A 17,331-nucleotide genomic window follows, 5' to 3' on the forward strand; every position below is an offset into this window, starting at 1 on the left:
GGTGACTCAGGTCACAGGGGTTTGGGTTCCGTGACCGAGCCGTTATCGTGTTCCGGTGCCTATCGGATCCCTCGGACGCTCCAAGTCCGGCCGTCACCGCCCCGCGGACGAACCGCAGGAGACGACGCCCGACGAGGAGCTGACCTCTTACCTGGCCGCACTGGCCCCGGACTCGGACAACGAGACCACCGCCTCGGGCTTCGGCAACGCGCAGGTGTACCAGCTGCGCCTCCAGCTGATGGCCAACGAGCAGCTCAAGGAGCTCGCCGCCGAACGCCAGACCTCCCCCGGCGCGCTCGCCACGGAGTGGGTCATGCAGCGACTGGAGTGGGAAGCCCGCCAGCGCGGCAACTGACCCCTGCGCAGTCACCCCCAGCACGAAGAAGGACCCTCGGCCGAGCCCGGCCGAGGGTCCTTCTCAGTTACGTCTTGCTGCGGCGAATCACATCAGATCGCGCGGACGTTCTGGGCCTGCGGGCCCTTCGTGCCCTGACCGACCTCGAACTCCACGCGCTGGTTCTCCTCCAGGGTGCGGAAGCCCTGACCCTGGATCTCCGAGTAGTGGACGAAGACGTCAGCGCCGCCGTTGTCCTGGGCGATGAAGCCGAAGCCCTTCTCGGAGTTGAACCACTTGACAGTGCCCTGTGCCATGTACCTGCCTCCATCGCAGGAAAGCTTGGGGCTGCACCGTGCAACCCCGGCCGTCCCGGGGGCGTTCGGCCCGCTCGAATCGAGCGCACAGCACGCCCGCGTGTCGTTCCGCGAGCGTGTGAAGCACGAACACAGAAACCACGGCCTGCGCGGAGAAGCCTAACGTGTGCCGCGTCATAGCACTACAGGTGAAATCCAGCCAGCCGAGTGCCTCAACAGGACCAAAGGCGCTGGTCCATGAGGGTGATAACGAACCCTTGAGCAACTCGTTGGTGGCTCGCGCGTCCTCTGAGCATCAGTTCCAGGGGGATCTCGGGGAGAACGCGTGTTCCGGCCGTTCATGTTGGCTGTACTGCTGGGTTTGACCGCGTGCGGCGGCGCGCCCGACGCACCGTCGGCGCCCGATGCGGCACCGGTCGTGCAGGAGAAGGCGAAGGCGGCGGTGACCGTCACGCCGGCGTCGGGTGAGGGGATCAGCCCGGCGGGTCCGTTCCAGGTCGGTGTCACCGGGGGGAAGCTGACCTCGGTCGCGCTCACCGGTCCCGGCAACCGCGTGGTCAAGGGTGAGCTGACCGGTGACCGGTGGGTGGCCACCGAGGACCTGGGCTACGACAAGGCTTACACGTGGTCCGGGTCGGCGAAGGGCGAGGACGGCGCGGAGGTGCCGGTCTCCGGTTCGTTCCGCACGGTGAAGCCGGGCCGCCTCACGAGCGCGTCGGCGAACGTGGGCGACCACCAGACCTACGGCGTCGCGATGCCGGTCAAGATCACGTTCAGCGCGCCGGTGCAGGACAAGGCGTCCGTGCAGAAGGCCATGACGGTCACGACGTCGGTGCCGACCGAGGGCGCGTGGGCGTGGCTGTCGGACCGCGAAGCGCATTGGCGGCCGAAGGAGTACTACAAGCCGGGCACGCAGGTGTCCGTGGACGTCAACGTCCACGGCGTCCCGTTCGGCGGCGGCGCGTACGGCGCGGAGGACCTGCACGTGCAGTTCGCGATCGCGGACCGCGCGCTGGTGGTCAAGGCGGACACGCAGTCGCACCGGTTCGTCGTCTACCGCGACGGCGTGCAGCTGCACGACTTCCCGGCCTCGTACGGGCTCGACACCGACCCGCGCCGGGTCACCCGCTCCGGCACGCACGTGGTGATGCAGAAGGAAGCCAGCCGCACCATGTCCAGCACGGTGTTCAACTACAAGGACGTCCCGGTCACCTGGGCCGTGCTGCTGTCGAACAACGGCGAGTTCGTGCACGAGTACGCCGGCTCGATGTACGCGCAGGGCAAGGAGAACGTGTCGCACGGCTGCGCGAACCTCTCACCGGCCGACGCGAAGACGTTCTTCGACCTCACGATGATCGGTGACCCGGTCGAGGTGCTGAACTCGTCGGTCAAGCTCGGGCCCGCCGACCGCGACTACTACGACTGGGCGCTGGACTGGGAGACCTGGAAGTCGAAGTCCGCCGTGAACGGCTAGGACTTCTCGGTGATCTGGGGCGGCGCTGGGATCGAGTAGCCCGACGGGCCTACGTTGCGTTCCAGCGCCCGCTTCCACTCACCGGTCGAGATCATCTTCTCGATGGCCTCGTTGACCTCGGCGCGGCTCTCGTCGTCGCCCTTCGGCAGGCCGATCCCGTAGCGCTCCTCGGAGAACGGCTTGCCGACCAGCTTGAGCAGCTCCGGGTTCTCCGCCGCGAAGCCCGCGAGGATGACCTCGTCGGTGGAGACGGCGTCGACGTTGCCCGCCATGAGAGCGATCACGCAGTCCGAGTACTGGCCGTACTCGATCAGCGTGACGCCCTTGGCGTAGTCGTTCTTCACCTTCTGCGCGGACGTGGACCCCTTGACCGAGCACAGCTTGCGGCCGTCGAGGGTCTCCGGACCGGTGATCGAGGTCTCGGTGAAGCGGACGAGCATGCCCTGGCCGGTCTCGAAGTACGGGCCGGCGAACGCGACCTTCTCCTTGCGGGCGTCGGTGATCGAGTAGGTCGCGACGACCAGGTCGACCTCGCCGCTCTCCAGCATCGACTCCCGGACGGCGCCGCGGGCCTCCTTGAAGGTGATGCCTGTTTCCTTCACGCCCAGCTCGTTCGCCACGTACTTGGCCACGTCGACGTCGAACCCGACGTAGCGGCCGTCGAGCCGCCGCTCGCTCAGTCCCGGCTGGTCGTACCGGATGCCGATGGTCAGCTTCCCGGACCCGGCACGACCGACGACGGTGGCCGTGTCACCGCTCCCACAGGCAGTGGCGAACACCGCGACAGCAGCGAGGAGCGCAGCACGACGGATCACGACAGGACCTTCCGGGGTGGTGTGGAGTCGTGGGCAATGCTACGTACCAGCGGCGATTATCAACTGTGATGTATGACAACTACGGCAGCCGCGCCTTGCTGGGTGTCACATGACGCCCCTCACGTTCCACGGCACGGCGCAGGTGTCCGGGCGGTGCCATCCTGCGGATCTTGCCCGGCACCAAGAGCGCTGTTCGGCGCAACACCCGCAACCACCGGTCCGGGTTGGCGTACGGCTCGTGCCCGTGCAGCTCCACCGCCCATTCGGGCAACACGGAGTACGCCAGATGACCGACCAGCACGCGGTAGAGGGGCAGGCCGTGACGAAGCCACCCCTTGACGGGCGGGCCGTGGAGGAACTCGTAGATCACCTCGGAGTCCGCGGTGCGGCGCAACGACGACCGCATCGAGTCGAGGTACTCGGCCATCTCCCTGCGTGAGCCGGGCACGTCCTCCTCGTGCAGGCCCACCAGCGTGGCCGCGAACCGCTGTTCGGCGTAGTACCGGTCCTTCTGCCGGTCCGTGAGGCCGTAGCCCGCGCGGTCGAGCACCGTCTCGAAGCAGTGCACTTCCGAACAGTGCACCCACAGCAGCAGTTCCGGTTCGTCCACCCGGAACGTCCTGCCCGCGTGGTCGGTCGCGCGCAGGCTGCGGTGCGTGGCGCGGACCCGTGCCGCGGCGGCGGCGATCTCCTCGCCGGTGCCGTAGACGCCGAGCCCGACGAAGTCCGCCGTGCGCTTGAGCCGGCCGAGCGGGTCGGCCTGGAAGTTCGAGTTCTGGACGACACCCGCGACCGCCTTCGGGTGCAGTGCCTGGAGGTAGAGGCTCGCGATCCCGGCGATCCACATCGTCGGGTCCGCGTGCAGCTGCCAGCTGACCGTGTTCGCATCGAGCATGCGAGCATCGTCGCGCCTGGCCAAGATGAAAGCCATGGACCTCGACCAGGCACGGGACGTGCTCCGCAGCCAGCACCGCGCGGTGTTCAGCGCGATGAAGTCCGACGGGACGCCGTCGATGTCACCGGTGCTCGTGGCACTGGACGACAACGGCGACGTGCTCGTCTCGACGCGCGCGACCGCGTACAAGACCAAGCAGGTGCAACGGGATCCGCGCGTGTGGCTGTGCGTGCTGCCGGACAGCTTCTTCGGGCGGTGGATCCAGATCGCGGGAACGGCGACGGTCGTGCCGCTGCCCGAGGCGATGGACCTGCTGGTCGAGTACTACCGCACGATCTCCGGCGAGCACCCCGACTGGGACGAGTACCGCGCTTCGATGGAACGCGAACAGCGGGTCGTGCTGCGCATCGCGCTGACCACCGCCGGACCGGACCGGACGGGCTGAGTAACACCGTTAGCGGGCACAACGATTCCACGGGGACGGCAGCGGACACGTCATCCGGACCTGGGGAGCGCGATGAGTGGTGCCAGACGCCGCGGCTACTTCACAGCCGCGGTGGCGATGCTCGGTGCCGCCCTGGTCACGGCACTGATCACCGCGCCGCCGGACCGTCCCGTGGACATCCGCCTCGTCGCACCGCCACCTCCGCCGCCCGCGACCGTGATCGCGTCGGCCACCACGACCCTGGTCGCCATCGGCCCCGTGGTGCTCGACACCCACGTGCCGCCTCCGCCACCACCTCCGCCGCCTCCGCCACCACCTCCGCCGCCGCCGCCGCCGCCCCCGCCGACGGGGGACGCACCGCACCGCCCTGGACCGCCCGACCGCGGTCACCGGCCCCCGCCACCGCCACCGCAGCCGGGTCCGCCGCTGCTGGACCTGCTGCGCTGCGACGCCGAGTACTTCGACAAGCTGGTCGAGAAGGACTTCGAGCGCTGCCTGCCGTGGCCGATGTCGCCCAAGGAGCTGTGCAAGTTCCTCGACGACCACCGCCTGCGCCCGGTCGAGGTCCGCGGCCCCGACGGGCGCAGGCTCAACGCGCCGAAGTGCTAGCCCTTCAGCTCCCGCAACCTGCGCAGGTTCGACTCGGCGCGTGAGCCGAGCAGCTGCGCCTCGCCCAGGTAGTGGTCGTCGATCAACGCCTCCACCTCGGCGTCGTTCATCGCCGGCACGACCCGCGCGGCCATCCGGTTCATGTTGCGGTAGCTGCCCTGCAGCAGGAACGGTTCGCCGTCCGCGCCGGCCGCCGAGGCGATGTACGCCTGGTTCACCCTGAGCACGACCTCCTGGACGCGTTGCAGCTTCCGCAGCACGGACAGCATCCGGTCGAGCTGCACGGTGTCGTGGCCGGTCTTGACGTCCTGGCCGGAGGCGAGGCGCACCAGCGGTTCCACGTCCACGCCCGCGAGCGTCGGGTTGGCCGAGGACGCGTTCTCCAGGTAGCTCAACGCGAAGAGGGACTCGCGGCCGTGCAGCACGTCGCCGAGGTTCCACACGTCCGCCCGGTTGGCGAGCATGTCCGGGACCCGGAACGCGCGGCCCGTCTCGGTGTACGGGTTGCCGGCCATCGAGACGGCGAACCGCTTGCCGCGCAGGTCGAACGTGCGTGCCTCGCCGTCCTGCACGCCGTCAACCCTGCGCTGGGCGTCGCACAGCGAGATGAACTTCTGCAGCAGCTCCGGTGAGGTGTGCTGGATGTCGTCGAGGTGCAGGAGGACGTTGGAGCCCAGCGCGAACGCGAAGTTGATCCGCTCGACCTCCTGGCGGGCCGTGGCGTTCGGTGCCTCGCTCGGGTCGAGGGACGTGACGCCGCTGCCCAGCGCCGGGCCGTTGACCTTGACGAACACCATGCCGAGGCGGTTCGCGACGTATTCGACCAGCGTCGTCTTGCCGTAGCCCGGCGGGGAGATCAGCATCAGCAGGCCGGTGCCGTCGTTCAGCTGCTTGGCGAGGTTGTCGCCGATCAGCGGCAGGTACACCTCGTTCAGCAACCTGTTGCGCACGAACGTGTTCAGCACCGCGGGCCGGTACTCGTCGAGCCGCAGCCGCCGGCGTTCCCCTGCGAGCAGCTCGTCGCGCTGCCGCTGGTAGGCCCGGAACGCCGGCACGTGCTCGCCGCCGAACCGCCGCAGTCTGGTCAGCGCCTCGTCCAGGCGCAGGTCCAACGATTGGTCGCGCACCCGCGGGTGGGAGCCGAGCAGGCCGGTGACGGTCTCGCTCAGCGCGGCGCTGGAGTCGTACCGGGGCAGGTCGGTGAGCAGCACCGCGACCACCTCGGGGAACTCGGGGCAGTCCTCGTCGCCGAGGAACCCGCGCAGCCACGCCTCGATCAGGTCGCGGTCGTGCAGGTCCTCGTCCACGACCGCGCGGAACCGGTCGATCACCGCGCGGGCGGCCTTGCTGGTGACGAAACCCGTTGGTGCGCAGGCGAGTTCTTCGAACAGGTACTCGGCGGCGAGCGGGCTGATGCCGAACTGGGCCGTCAGCTCCGGGATGCCGTGCGTGCCACCGAACACCGTGCGGGCGCGAGCCAGCGACTCGGCCTTGCGCGTCCACACGGCACGCTTCTCCTCCGGTTGCGCGGCCCAGAAGAGCTGGGCCTCCGCGCGTGCGTCCGGCGGGTACCGCAGCAGCCCGGCGCCGGCGTGCAACCGGTGCAGGACAGCGAGGATGCGTTCGGCGTCGTGGTCGTGGACGCCCTTCTCGTAGCCCTCGTCGTAGCGTTCCGCGGCGGCCACCGACACGTCCGTGCGGCCCTCGGCGAGCAGGCACGCGGCCAGGTGCTCGGAGCGGTAGACCTCCGGCGTCTCGGAGACCAGCAGCTGGTCCCAGAACGGCCGGGTGGCCGCGAACGCCGGGTCGGTGACCTCGCCGCGGTAGTCGGTCCCGGTGATGGCGAAGTACATCCGGCCGTCGCGCGGCACGAGGGTCAGGTTCATCGGCTCGGTCGTCACCGGGAAGCGGTGCCTGCCGAGCACGATCGACGCGCCGTCGTACAGGTCGGCGCGGTCCCGCAGCGCCCGGCCGCCCTCTTGCCGGGCGTCGCGCAGCTCCGCTTCGAGCTCGTCGGCCCGCACGTCACCGAGCTCGCGCAGCTGGGTGGCGACGGTGCGGACCTTGGCGACCATGGGGTCGCCCGCGAAGTAGGTGTTGATCTCGTCGACCGACGTCAGCTTCTCGACGCGGCGCCGGATCGTGCCGAGCACGCGCTGCGCCGACTGGACGAGCCGGTCGGCCTTGCGCGCCCGTTCGTCGAGCAGGGTCTGCTTGCGCGCGGAGAACGCCTCGTAGACGTCCGTGCGCTTGGCACCGACCTGGGCGAGGAAGTCGTCGAACTCGGCGAACCGCGACTCCAGGTTCTCCAGCTGCAGCAGCAGCCGGCCGAGGTGGTCGTCGCAGCTCTGCGGTGTGGCGGCGACGGCGAGCGCACCGGTGACGGCCTGGCCGAGCAGCGCGAACTCCGCGGCGAACTCGGCGCGGCCCTCCGCCTCGGCGAGCGCGCGCCTGCGACCGTCCACAGTGGCCCGCGCGCGGTTCACGGCGGCCAGGACCTCGCCGATGCCGGCCAGGATCTGCGTGCGGGTCGTGGTGTCGGCGGCGTCGAGCGTGCTGACGACCTCGGTCAGCACCTCCAGACCGGCCTGCTGCTGTGCGAGCCGGTCGTGCAGCGGTCCCGCCTCGGCCGCGGTCGCGAGCCCGGTGGCCGCGATCCGGTCGATCTCCTCGTGGTACTGGGCGAACGCGTTCTCACCGCTGAGGAACGCGACGGCGCGGCGGGCCGAGTCGGCCAGCGCCTCGACGAGCGCGGCCTCCCTGCGGCCCAGGTCGTCGAGGTCGACGTACCGGACGTCCCGCAACGTGATCAGGCGGCCCTGCGCGGACCGCAGGTCGGCCAGCAACCGCACCCACTCGTCGGCCGACCGCGGCGCGGCCGAGCGGGACAGCCGGACCAGCGACGCGAGCTGCTCACCGGCCTCGTGCAGCTGCTGAGCGGCGTTCTCGGTGAGCACGCGGACCGACTCGAACTCGTCGAGCACCTGCTCCGCGGTCGCGCGCACGGCCACGACGTCGTCGCGCAGCCCCAGCTCGGCGAGCCAGTGGACGTTGTCGACCACCCTGGTGCACAGGGCGATCAGGCCCTCGAACACCGGTATGGTCGGGGTCATCCCGGCGGCCATGCGGGTCACGCTCAGGCAGTCGGAGATGCCGCGGACCAGCTCGGCGTTGCCGATGCGGGCGAGCGGGCCGGACTCCTCCGGCAGCACCTCGTCGGCCACGAACGGAGTGCGCCACACCTGCATCGGGTGCACGCGCACGGGTTCGGTGCTCGTCTCGCGGAACACCACGAGCGTGCCGTCGGCGAAGAGCGAGTAGCCGTGGCACACCAGCGGGGTGGCGACCTCCTTGCGGATCACGTTGTAGGGCAGCAGGAGGCTGCGGCCCTCGCGGCGGGCGTGGTAGACGTACAGCACGTCCTCGCCGTTGGCGGAGCGGATGACCCGTTCGAACTCCAGGTCCTCGGTGTCGACGTCGAACGTCTTGTCGTCACCGGTGACCAGGTAGTAGCCGCCGGGGAAGATGATCCCCTGGTCCTCGGGCAGCCGCTGGCAGGCCTGGCCGATGCCGTCGAGCCGGGCCACGGCCTTGGTGCGCGTGTTGAACACCAGGTGCCGCCACTCGGTCTCCTTGTACGGGAGGACCCTGAGCAGCAGCAACGGCCCGACGCGCGCGTAGTGCACGTCGGCGTCGGCGAGGCTCTGCAGCGGTTCGTCGACCGGTTCGGAGTAGATGCCCTCGCCGGTCTCGGTGTTGTTCTCGACCTTGATGGTCAGCGTGCCGCCGACGGTCTCGACGAACACCTCGCCGTCGATGGCGATGTGCGGGTGCCGGCCGAGCACGTGCTGCTCACGGGTCGTCTCGACCCACGTGAAGTCGTGCGCGGGCGGGAAGACGTGGTCGCGTTCACCGCGGTTGTCGAGGTAGGTGACCGTGCCGTCGACCGCGACGTCCCAGCGCAGCACGCGGATGTCCTCGATCCGCGCGCCGGTCTGGAACACCGCGAGCAACCGCGACTCGACGATCCGCAGCTGCAGCAGCCTGGTCTCGCGGTAGTACCGGTAGAGCTCGGCGAAGTCGTTGCGGAACCTCGGGTCGTCGAGGAACCCCGCGTCGGCCGGGCCGAGGTCCTTGCCGTGCACCGCGAACACGTCCGCGACCGCGGTCTCCGGCTTGAGGCCGAGGAACACGTTGTAGCCGAACAACATCTGGTCGCCCAGCGGCACGATGTCGCGGGGCACGCAGTTGTTCTCGGTGCGGATGCGTTCGGTGGCGACGAGCTCCAGCGCCTGGCTGCCGAACGTCTCGACGCGCCGGTCGTTCAGCGCCTCGGTGCTCCGGGCGAGCCCGGCGGCCTGTTCGGCCAGCCGGGCTCTGAGCACCTCGTAGGTGCCCGCGTCGAGAGCTGTCATGCGGGCTGGCCGTTGTTCTTGGCCATCTGGGTCAGCGCGATCGCGGCGGCGATGTTCTGCGCGTCACCGGTGGTGAACGAGCTGAGCACCTTGGTCAGGTCCTCCGGGAAGTTGTTCGTCCCGTCCATCCACTTGGCGCCCAGCGCCTGCACCACGTCGGAGTTGCCGACGAACCCGTCGACCTGCTTGCCCGCGGTGATGGCGTTCGCGATCTTGTCGAAGAACACGGTGTCGCCGCCGATGATGTCGATGTCGGCCTTCTCCAGCCCGGCCGCGAGGACCATGGCCTGCGCCTCGGCGATCTGGCGCTGCACGTCGATGCCCTTGAGCCGGATCTCCTTCTCAGCCTCCAGCCGCAGGCGGTACTCCTCGTGCTCGCGGGTCGCGGTGTCGAGGGCGGCCATGGCCTCCGCCTTGTGCGACAGGCCTTCGGCCTCGCCCTTGAGGCGTTCCTTGATGCCCTCGGCGTCGGCGAGCGCCTTCTCGCGGTCGACGACGGCCTCCGCGCGGCCCAGCGCCTCCACCGCGACGGCGTCGCGTTCCTTGACCTGCACGTCGGCCAAGCCCTTCGCGGCGGCCTCCGCCTGCACGCCCTCGGCGAGCCGGATCTTGGCGGTGGCGTCGAGCTCGGCGGACTGCTTGCGGGCCTCCGCGAGCAGCACCTCCTGGCGGGCTTGGTGCTGCGCGGCCTGCTCGGCGGCCTCCGCGGCCTTGATGTCCTTGACCAGCGACTCCTGCGCCTCGGCCTCGGCCCGGATGATGATCTGCTGCCGCTCGCGCTCGGCCTCCTCGACCGCGCGCAGCCGCTTGATGTTCTCCTCCTGCTCGGCCACGGTCTTCTCGACCGCGACCCGCTCGCGCACCAGGTCGGCGATGGCGCGCCGCTCGTGCTCGAGTTCCTTGTCCTTCTCGATCATGCGCAGCGAGGTCTCCCGTTCGCGCGCGATGACCTCCAGCAGGCGGTCCTTCTCGATCCGCTCGGTCTCGACGGCGATCACGCGCTCGCGGTTCTTCTCCGCCACGGCGATCTCGCGGGCCTTGTTCTCGGTCTGGATGCCGAGCTGCTCCTCGGTGCGGATGAACGCGGTGTTGGCCTTGAGGCGTTCCTCTGCCTGCACCTTCTGGGTCTCCGCCTCCTGCTGGGCGCGGGCGGTCTCGATCTCGCGCTTCTGCTTGATCTCCGCGTCGGCCTGCCGGCGTTCGAGCTCCAGGATCGCCTCACGCGCGCTGACGTTCTGGCGCGTGATCTCCTTCTCCTCGTTGCGGGTGAACTCGTTGGTCTTGACGTGCTCGATCGCGGTCAGCTCGGTGATCTTGCGGATGCCCTGCGCGTCCAGGATGTTCGCCGGGTCGAGCTGCTTGAGCGGCGTCTGCTCCAGGTAGTCGATCGCGGCGTCTTCGAGGCTGTAGCCGTTCAGGTCGGTGCCGATGACCTGGATGATCCGGTCGCGGAACTCGTCGCGGTGGGTGTAGAGGTCGACGAAGTCGAGCTGCTTGCCGACGGTCTTGAGCGCCTCGGAGAACTTGGCGTTGAACAGCTCCTGCAGCGTGGCCTCGTGGCTCGCGCGCTCGGTGCCGATCGCCTGCGCGACCTTGATGACGTCCTCGACGGTCTTGTTGACGCGCACGAAGAACGTGATGCGGATGTCGGCGCGGATGTTGTCCTTGCAGATCAGGCCCTCGTTGCCGGCCCGCTTGATCTCGATGGTCTTCACCGAGATGTCCATCGTCTCGCACTTGTGCAGCACCGGGAGGACCACGGTGCCGGTGAAGGTCACGTCGACCTTGCGCATCTTGGAGACGATGAGCGCCTTGCCCTGCTCGCACTTCTTGAACAACCTGCTGATGACGACCACCGCCATCAGCAGGACGACCGCGATCACCCCGATCAGCACCAGCAACCCCGTCGAAATTGCACCCATGTCAGCCCCCTGTGGAGATGTCGACGACCCAGAAGAACTCGCCTTCGGCGTCGTAGTCGAAGATCAGCGCGGTCTGCCCGAAGACCAGCTGCGTGCTCTCGGCCGCCCGCACCTGGACGACAGCGGTGCCGCCGTCGTCGGCGGTGACCTCGGCCTGGCCGTAGTGCCCGGTGACCCGAGCGGTCCGCACGATCGCCGTGCGGCCCACGAAGTCGTTGCGGGAGGCGGGTTTCTCCGGTCGCGTCCACCGCTTCACCGGGATCAGCACGACCTTCGTGACGAGCGCGCCGACGAGCAGCGCTGCGGCCAGGACGGCGTAGCGGAGCTTGTTCTCCGGCGTCAGCACCGTGCCGACCAGCGCGGCGAACCACGTGATCACGACGAACAGCGAGATGGAGACCGGCAGCACCGGGGCGTCGAAGTCCACGCCCACCAACGCGACCGTCAACCAGTACGCCAGCACCAGGAGCACCAGGACGCTGAACAGCACTGTCGGGAAGGCCACCGCGGCGGACAGGAACTCGGTCATCATCGCCCCCTCTCGCCACTCTGATGCGCGAAACGGCGTTTTCGTTGCACTTCGGGGAATGATCGTTGTCACCCGGTCGTTGCCGGGAACATGGACATGGGGGTTCAGGGGCTGAACACGGGCGACGCGATCGCCCCCGCCGAGACTCGTCGGCTGGCCGAGCTGGTGGAGGCGCTGGGGTACCGGTCGTGGTGGGTGGCGGAGCACGTGGTGCTGCCCTCGCCGAAGGCCGACCCGTCGCCGGCGGAACCGGACACGCCGCTGCTCGACCCGCTGGTCAGCCTGAGCTTCGTGGCCGCGGCCACGACCAGGCTGGAGCTGGGCACCGGCATCGTGATCCTTCCGCAGCGCAACCCGGTGGTGCTCGCGAAGCAGGTGGCGTCACTGGACGTGCTGAGCGGCGGCCGGTTCACGCTCGGTGTCGGTGCCGGCTACCTGCACCAGGAGTTCGCCGCGGTCGGCGTGCCGTTCGCGGGCCGTGGCCGGCGCACGGACGAGTACATCGACGCGATGCGGGAGCTGTGGCACTCGCCGGCGCCGTCGTTCTCGGGCAGGCACGTCTCGTTCAGCGGCATCGACGCCCACCCGCGCCCGGCCAACGCCCGGATCGCGGTCGGCGGTGCCAGCGACGGTGCCCTGCGGCGGGCGCTGACCCGCGGCAACGCGTGGATCGGCATCGGCACGCCGGAGGAGACGGCGGCCAACCTCAAGCGGATCCGCAGGCTGTCCGCGATGACCGAACGACCCGACTCGCTCGGCGCGCTGGAGATCGACGTCCTCGCGACGGCCCCGCTGGACGCGTCGGTGGTGCGGCAGTACGAGGACCTCGGCGTCGACCAGCTGATCGTGGTCCCCTCGTCGGTCGACCTGCCGGTGGACGAGGCGCTGGCGAGCCTGATCGCCCTGCGGTAGGTAGCCTGAACGGCCGTGATCCCCGTAGTCGTCCTGGCCGGTTTCCTCGGCGCCGGCAAGACCACCCTGCTCAACCACCTGCTGCGCACGTCCGGCGGCACGCGGATCGGCGTGGTCGTCAACGACTTCGGCTCGATCAACATCGACGCGTTCGCGGTGTCCGCGCAGGTCGACTCGATGGTGACGCTGTCGAACGGCTGCCTGTGCTGCGCCGTCGACGGCTCCGAGCTGGCCGACATGCTGGGCACGCTCGCCACGGCGGACCTGGACGTCATCGTCATCGAGGCGTCCGGGCTCGCCGAACCGTCCGCGCTGGTCAGGATGGTGGTCCAGGCACCGGACGTGGCGTACGGCGGGCTGATCTACGTGGTCGACGCCGTGGAACTCGACGCCGTCGACCACCTCGACCGGGACCTCGCGCTGGCGGACCTGGTGGTGCTGAACAAGGTCGACCGGGTGGACGCGCTGCCGTCGTTGCCGTGCGAGGCGCCGGCGCTCGCGGTGTCGTACGGCCGGATCGACCCGGCGCTGCTCTTCGAGGTGCGGCCGCCGGACCCGGGCCCGCGCCAGCTGGCGTTCGACGACCTGGAAGACCACTCGACGCACGCGCACGCCGCGTACGACACCGTGACGTTCACGTCCGAGGACCCCCTGCACCCCAGGCTGTTCATGGACTTCCTGTCCGCGCGGCCACCGGGGTTGTTCCGCGCCAAGGGTTTCGTGCAGTTCGAGCACGGCACCTTCATGCTGCACACCGTCGGCGCGTACGTGTCGTTCACACCGGTCGAGCCCGCCCCGACCCAGCTGGTGCTGATCGGGACGGGCATCGACGCGGACTCGGTGACCGACTGGCTGCTCGCGTGCGTCGCACTGGAGCCGGTCAGCTCCGAGGAGATGCTGTGGGTGCTGCGGTACGCCCGCTGATCACGTGCAGAGCGCGGTGTCGACGACGTCGAGCATCTGCTTGAGCGACTTCTCCGCGTCGCCGTAGGTGCCGAACAGCGCGGTCGCGGTGATCGCGGTGTGGCGCCCGCCGTCCGTCGCGGCACCGAACGACGAGAACCCGTGGATCGTGCCGCCGTGGCCCCAGTAGACGCCGCCGCAGCTGAGCTTCGTGCTCTCCAGGCCGAGCCCGGCCGCGTTCCGGTCGTCGATCGGGATGGTCCTGCGCATCTCGTCGAGCTGCGGTTTCTGGAGGAGCTCGCCCCGCAGCAGCGAGCGGTAGAACCGGGCGATGTCCTGCGGCGTGGAGACGAGCGCACCCGCCGCCCAGGCCCAGGACGAGTCGAGCTCCGTCGCGTCGACCGCCTTCGACCTCGGGTCGAACAGGTCCGCCGGCGCGTACCCGCGGGCGTGCCGGCCGCGGATGGTCCGCTCGCCCTGCGCCGGCCAGTAGGTGTCGCGCAGCTGGGCCCGGTCGAGCACCCGCCGCTGCACCTCCTCCGCCACCGGCCGGCCGGTCACCTTCTGCACCAGCAGCCCCGCGACGACGTAGTTCGTGTTGCTGTAGCTGTACTTCTCACCGGGCGCACCGGTCACGGGCTGCTTGAGCCCCGCGTCGAGCAGCTCGTACGGCTCGAAGTACCGGTCGCGGACGTCCGCGATCTTCGCGACGCCCACCGCGACCGAGAACTCGGGCAGGCCGCTGGTGTGCTGCAGGACCTGCCGGACCGTGATGCGCTCGTCCTCGATGCGCGGGACGTAGTTCTTGACGGGCCCGTCGAGCGCGACCTCGCCCTCGCCGACCAGCTGCAGGACCGTCACGGCCACAAAGGACTTGGTGATGCTGCCGACCCGCACCCGCCCGTTGACGGGTGCGTTGCCCTTCGCGTGGTTGCTGCCGTTGACGTGCATCTCGACGCCGGGCATGCCGTCCTCGACGATCCGGTCGAGCTGCTGCGGTATCGGCGTGACGAGGCTGAGGGCGGCTAAGGCCGCGACGACCTTCACTTCGCACCGCACAGTGCACTGTCCACAGTGGCCAGGATCTGGTCGTGCGCCTTGGCACCCTTCTCCGGCGTGTCCTGGAACGTGCCGGGCAGCGCCGTGACCGCGATCGAGAACGCACGGCCCTTCTCCGTGACGCCACCGCGGGTCTCGTACCCGTGGATGTCACCGCCGTGACCCCAGTACTTGCCACCACAGCTCAGCGTCGTGCTGGCGATGCCCAGCCCGTACGCCGAACCCGGCCACATCTCACCGGCGGTGTCGACGGTCTTCTGCATCTCCGTCAGCTGCGCGGCGGGAACCAGGTCCCCCTTGAGCAGCGCCTGGTAGAAGGTGTTGAGGTCCTTGGTGGACGAGACGATCTGTCCGGCGGCCCAGCCCCACGACGGGTCCATCTCGGTGACGTCGGTGGGCACGCCCTTGACCCGGTCGTACCCCTTGGCGTGCTTGCCGCGGATGCCCTGCTCACCCTGGCCAGGCCAGTAGGTGTCCCTGAGCTTGAGCTTCTGCACGATCCGCTGGTCGACGTTCTCCGCGATCGGCCGCCCGGTGACCTTCTGCGCGATGAGCCCCAGCAGCACGTAGTTCGTGTTGCTGTACTTGAACTTCTCACCCGGCTGGTGCGTCGGCGGCTGCTGGTTCGCGACGGCCAGGAGCTCGTACGGCTCGAAGTACCGGTGCCGCACGTCCTCGAACTTCTCGAGCCCCAGGAAGCCCGTGTAGTTCGCGAGCCCGCTGGTGTGGTTGAGCAGCTGCCGCACCGTGATCCGGTCGTCCTTGATGGCGCCCGGCAGGTACCTCGTGACCGGCACGTCCAGCTCGACCTTGCCCTCGGCCACCAGCTGCATGATCACGACGGCGACGAACGCCTTGGTGTTGGACCCGGCCCGCACCTGCCCGTTCTTCGGCACCGGCACCCGCTTGTTCAACTCGGCCGTCCCCGCGGTGTACGCGGTCGCCCTGCCGTGCGCATCGGTCGTCGTCGCCAGCGCCGCCGGGAACTCCTTGGCGAGCCCGTCGAGCTGCTTCTGCACCTGCCCCGCCGGCGTGGCCATGGCCGTCCCACTGCACAGCATGGCCGCTGCCAGCACTCCTACCAGCGTCTTCTTCATCGTTCGTCCCCTCGTTCGGCTTGAGGAAGACGATTCCAATTCCGCGCCGCGCACACAGTCAGGCACACTGCCGTTGATCAGGTAGAGCCTGCTCCACCTAGTACCGGACGTCGCTCAGGAGCAGCGGCGGGTAGACGGCGGACGCCTCTCCGTCGACCGTGGCACCCGCGAACTGCAACATGGCCCGCAACTCCCCGTGCAACGGCGCCGGGTAACCCAACTCCGGCGCGGACACCTCGTCCAGCCTGCGGAGCTGCTCCCCGCTGAGAACGACCTCCTCGAGGTTGCTCTCCAGGTGCTCCAGCCGGCGCGCACCGATGATCGGCACCACCGTCCCCGCCCGCTGCCTGAGCCACGCCAACGACACCGCCGCGGCCGAGGCACCGACCTCCTCGGCAACCTCCACCACCACGTCGATGACCCGGAACTCCGCCTCACCGGGCCCACCCACGAACTTCACCCGTTCCGAGTCGCCGACCCGCCCGTCCCGCCGGTACTTGCCCGACAGGAACCCGTTCTTGAGCGGACTCCACGGCACCAGCGCCATGCCCAGGTCCCTCGCCATCGGCGCCACCTCCCCCTCCACGGTCCGCGCCAACAGCGAGTACTCGGCCTGCAACGCGATCAGCGGCGTCCACCGGTTGAGCTCGGCCATCGTCTGCGCCCGCGCCGTGACCCAGGCAGGCGTGTTGGAGAACCCGATGTACCGCACCTTGCCCGATCCCACCAGGTCGTCGAGCACCCGCATGGTCTCCTCGACCGGGGTGTTCCGATCCCAGTTGTGCAACCAGTAGAGGTCCAGGTAGTCCGTCCCGAGCCTGCGCAACGTCTCTTCGAGCTGCTTGCGGACGGCACTCCGCCCCGCACCACCACCGTTCGGGTCGCCGGGGTGCATGTTGAAGAAGAACTTGGAGGCGAGGACGACCCGGTCCCGGTCCTTGGTCCTGAAGTAGTCGCCGAGGATCTTCTCGGAGTGCCCGTTGGTGTAGAAGTTGGCCGTGTCGATGAAGTTCCCGCCGCGTTCGAGGTAGGCGTCGAGCATCTTCTCCGCTTCCTCGACACTGCAGCCGGCAGACCCCGGGTCCTCGCCGAAGGTCATCGCGCCGAGGGCGAACGGGCTGACGCGGAGGCCGGACCGGCCGAGGGTGACGTAGTGGTCGAGCGGCATCTCTTGGCTCCTTGGGGTTGCTGTTTCGCTGCTCCAATGGAACCAGTGCTGGGGTGGTCGGCGGTACGACGATGCTCCTGGGGTCTTGCCTGATCCTCTCATTCGGCTTGGGCTCGGTCGTTCGGGTGGGTGGGGAGTGTCAACCGTGAGGTGGGTAACCCGAGCGACATGGCGTGATGACGATCGGTAGGCTGTGTCGGCGAGGGCTGCTAGCTCAATTGGCAGAGCAGGAGACTTTTAATCTTCGGGTTCAGGGTTCGAGTCCCTGGCGGCCCACCAAACCCCCAGGTCACAGGCCTGGGGGTTTCGCTTTGTCCGGGTCTCCCCACACTTAACCCACACAAAACTGCTGGTCATTCAACTTCGCCGTCCTCCTCTTTCGGCCCTCCGAGCGCGTCTCCAGAGCGTCAGCGGCCCGCCGGTTGACCGTCTCCCGT

The 17,331-nt window shown here is 69.2% G+C and carries 15 protein-coding genes and 1 tRNA gene; 7 read left to right on the forward strand and 9 right to left on the reverse strand.

Annotated features, from left to right (window positions below; genetic code table 11):
* Positions 1–55: 55 nt before the first annotated feature.
* Positions 56–355, forward strand: coding sequence for a hypothetical protein (locus tag ACZ7CD_RS02285; RefSeq protein WP_360396845.1), 300 nt, complete (start codon positions 56–58; stop codon positions 353–355).
* 92 nt (positions 356–447) lie between these two features.
* Here the strand turns inward: ACZ7CD_RS02285 and ACZ7CD_RS02290 are convergent, their stop codons facing one another.
* Positions 448–651, reverse strand: coding sequence for a cold-shock protein (locus ACZ7CD_RS02290; protein ID WP_030473173.1), 204 nt, complete (start codon positions 649–651; stop codon positions 448–450).
* A 325-nt stretch (positions 652–976) separates the two neighbouring features.
* Between ACZ7CD_RS02290 and ACZ7CD_RS02295 the strand changes: the two genes are divergently transcribed.
* Positions 977–2,125 carry a L,D-transpeptidase gene (locus ACZ7CD_RS02295; RefSeq protein ID WP_470378185.1) on the forward strand — a complete coding sequence of 383 codons (1,149 nt, stop codon included), beginning with the start codon at positions 977–979 and terminating at the stop codon, positions 2,123–2,125.
* Here the strand turns inward: ACZ7CD_RS02295 and ACZ7CD_RS02300 are convergent.
* Positions 2,122–2,937: a glutamate ABC transporter substrate-binding protein gene (locus ACZ7CD_RS02300; RefSeq protein WP_360396890.1), complete on the reverse strand. Its 816-nt coding sequence runs from the start codon at positions 2,935–2,937 to the stop codon at positions 2,122–2,124. The genes ACZ7CD_RS02295 and ACZ7CD_RS02300 overlap by 4 nt on opposite strands.
* Before the next feature lie 82 nt (positions 2,938–3,019).
* Positions 3,020–3,835, reverse strand: coding sequence for an oxygenase MpaB family protein (locus ACZ7CD_RS02305; protein WP_470378186.1), 816 nt, complete (start codon positions 3,833–3,835; stop codon positions 3,020–3,022).
* A gap of 34 nt (positions 3,836–3,869) precedes the next feature.
* Here ACZ7CD_RS02305 and ACZ7CD_RS02310 point away from each other — a divergent pair, with 34 nt between their 5' ends.
* Both ACZ7CD_RS02310 and ACZ7CD_RS02315 read left to right on the forward strand, forming a co-directional pair.
* The gene (locus ACZ7CD_RS02310) at positions 3,870–4,280 is read left to right on the forward strand and encodes a PPOX class F420-dependent oxidoreductase (protein WP_360396842.1); all 411 of its coding nucleotides are present in this window, start codon (positions 3,870–3,872) and stop codon (positions 4,278–4,280) included.
* 72 nt (positions 4,281–4,352) lie between these two features.
* The gene (locus ACZ7CD_RS02315; protein ID WP_470378187.1) at positions 4,353–4,889 is read left to right on the forward strand and encodes a hypothetical protein; all 537 of its coding nucleotides are present in this window, start codon (positions 4,353–4,355) and stop codon (positions 4,887–4,889) included.
* Here the strand turns inward: ACZ7CD_RS02315 and ACZ7CD_RS02320 are convergent.
* From ACZ7CD_RS02320 to ACZ7CD_RS02330, 3 genes are read right to left on the reverse strand one after another with little or no spacing between them, the layout of a single operon-like run.
* Positions 4,886–9,304 carry a DNA repair ATPase gene (locus ACZ7CD_RS02320; RefSeq protein WP_470378188.1) on the reverse strand — a complete coding sequence of 1,473 codons (4,419 nt, stop codon included), beginning with the start codon at positions 9,302–9,304 and terminating at the stop codon, positions 4,886–4,888. The genes ACZ7CD_RS02315 and ACZ7CD_RS02320 overlap by 4 nt on opposite strands.
* Positions 9,301–11,226, reverse strand: a complete 1,926-nt coding sequence (locus tag ACZ7CD_RS02325; RefSeq protein ID WP_360396839.1) for a flotillin family protein — start codon at positions 11,224–11,226, stop codon at positions 9,301–9,303. Before ACZ7CD_RS02325 ends, ACZ7CD_RS02320 begins: the two co-directional genes overlap by 4 nt.
* Position 11,227: 1 nt before the next feature.
* Complete coding sequence (locus tag ACZ7CD_RS02330) at positions 11,228–11,755, reverse strand: hypothetical protein (protein ID WP_458430077.1); 528 nt, start codon at positions 11,753–11,755, stop codon at positions 11,228–11,230.
* 96 nt (positions 11,756–11,851) lie between these two features.
* Between ACZ7CD_RS02330 and ACZ7CD_RS02335 the strand changes: the two genes are divergently transcribed.
* Positions 11,852–12,667, forward strand: coding sequence for an LLM class F420-dependent oxidoreductase (locus ACZ7CD_RS02335; RefSeq protein WP_360396835.1), 816 nt, complete (start codon positions 11,852–11,854; stop codon positions 12,665–12,667).
* Positions 12,668–12,682: 15 nt separating this feature from the next.
* Positions 12,683–13,591 (forward strand): CobW family GTP-binding protein, encoded by a 909-nt coding sequence (locus ACZ7CD_RS02340; RefSeq protein ID WP_470378189.1) that lies wholly within the window; start codon positions 12,683–12,685, stop codon positions 13,589–13,591.
* Here ACZ7CD_RS02340 and ACZ7CD_RS02345 read toward each other — a convergent pair whose 3' ends face one another.
* The 3 genes from ACZ7CD_RS02345 to ACZ7CD_RS02355 all read right to left on the reverse strand — a co-directional run bounded on the left by ACZ7CD_RS02345 (position 13,592) and on the right by ACZ7CD_RS02355 (position 16,894).
* Positions 13,592–14,617: a serine hydrolase domain-containing protein gene (locus ACZ7CD_RS02345; RefSeq protein WP_470378190.1), complete on the reverse strand. Its 1,026-nt coding sequence runs from the start codon at positions 14,615–14,617 to the stop codon at positions 13,592–13,594.
* On the reverse strand, positions 14,614–15,726 hold the full coding sequence (locus ACZ7CD_RS02350; RefSeq protein WP_470378191.1) for a serine hydrolase domain-containing protein: 1,113 nt from the start codon (positions 15,724–15,726) through the stop codon (positions 14,614–14,616). Before ACZ7CD_RS02350 ends, ACZ7CD_RS02345 begins: the two co-directional genes overlap by 4 nt.
* A 97-nt stretch (positions 15,727–15,823) precedes the next feature.
* On the reverse strand, positions 15,824–16,894 hold the full coding sequence (locus ACZ7CD_RS02355; RefSeq protein ID WP_470378192.1) for an aldo/keto reductase: 1,071 nt from the start codon (positions 16,892–16,894) through the stop codon (positions 15,824–15,826).
* A gap of 203 nt (positions 16,895–17,097) precedes the next feature.
* On the opposite strand from ACZ7CD_RS02355, the gene ACZ7CD_RS02360 reads away from it, so the two are divergent.
* Positions 17,098–17,173 (forward strand) — tRNA-Lys (locus ACZ7CD_RS02360).
* The last annotated feature ends 158 nt before the right edge of the window (positions 17,174–17,331 follow it).

The organism is Lentzea sp. NPDC036949 (assembly GCF_055608075.1).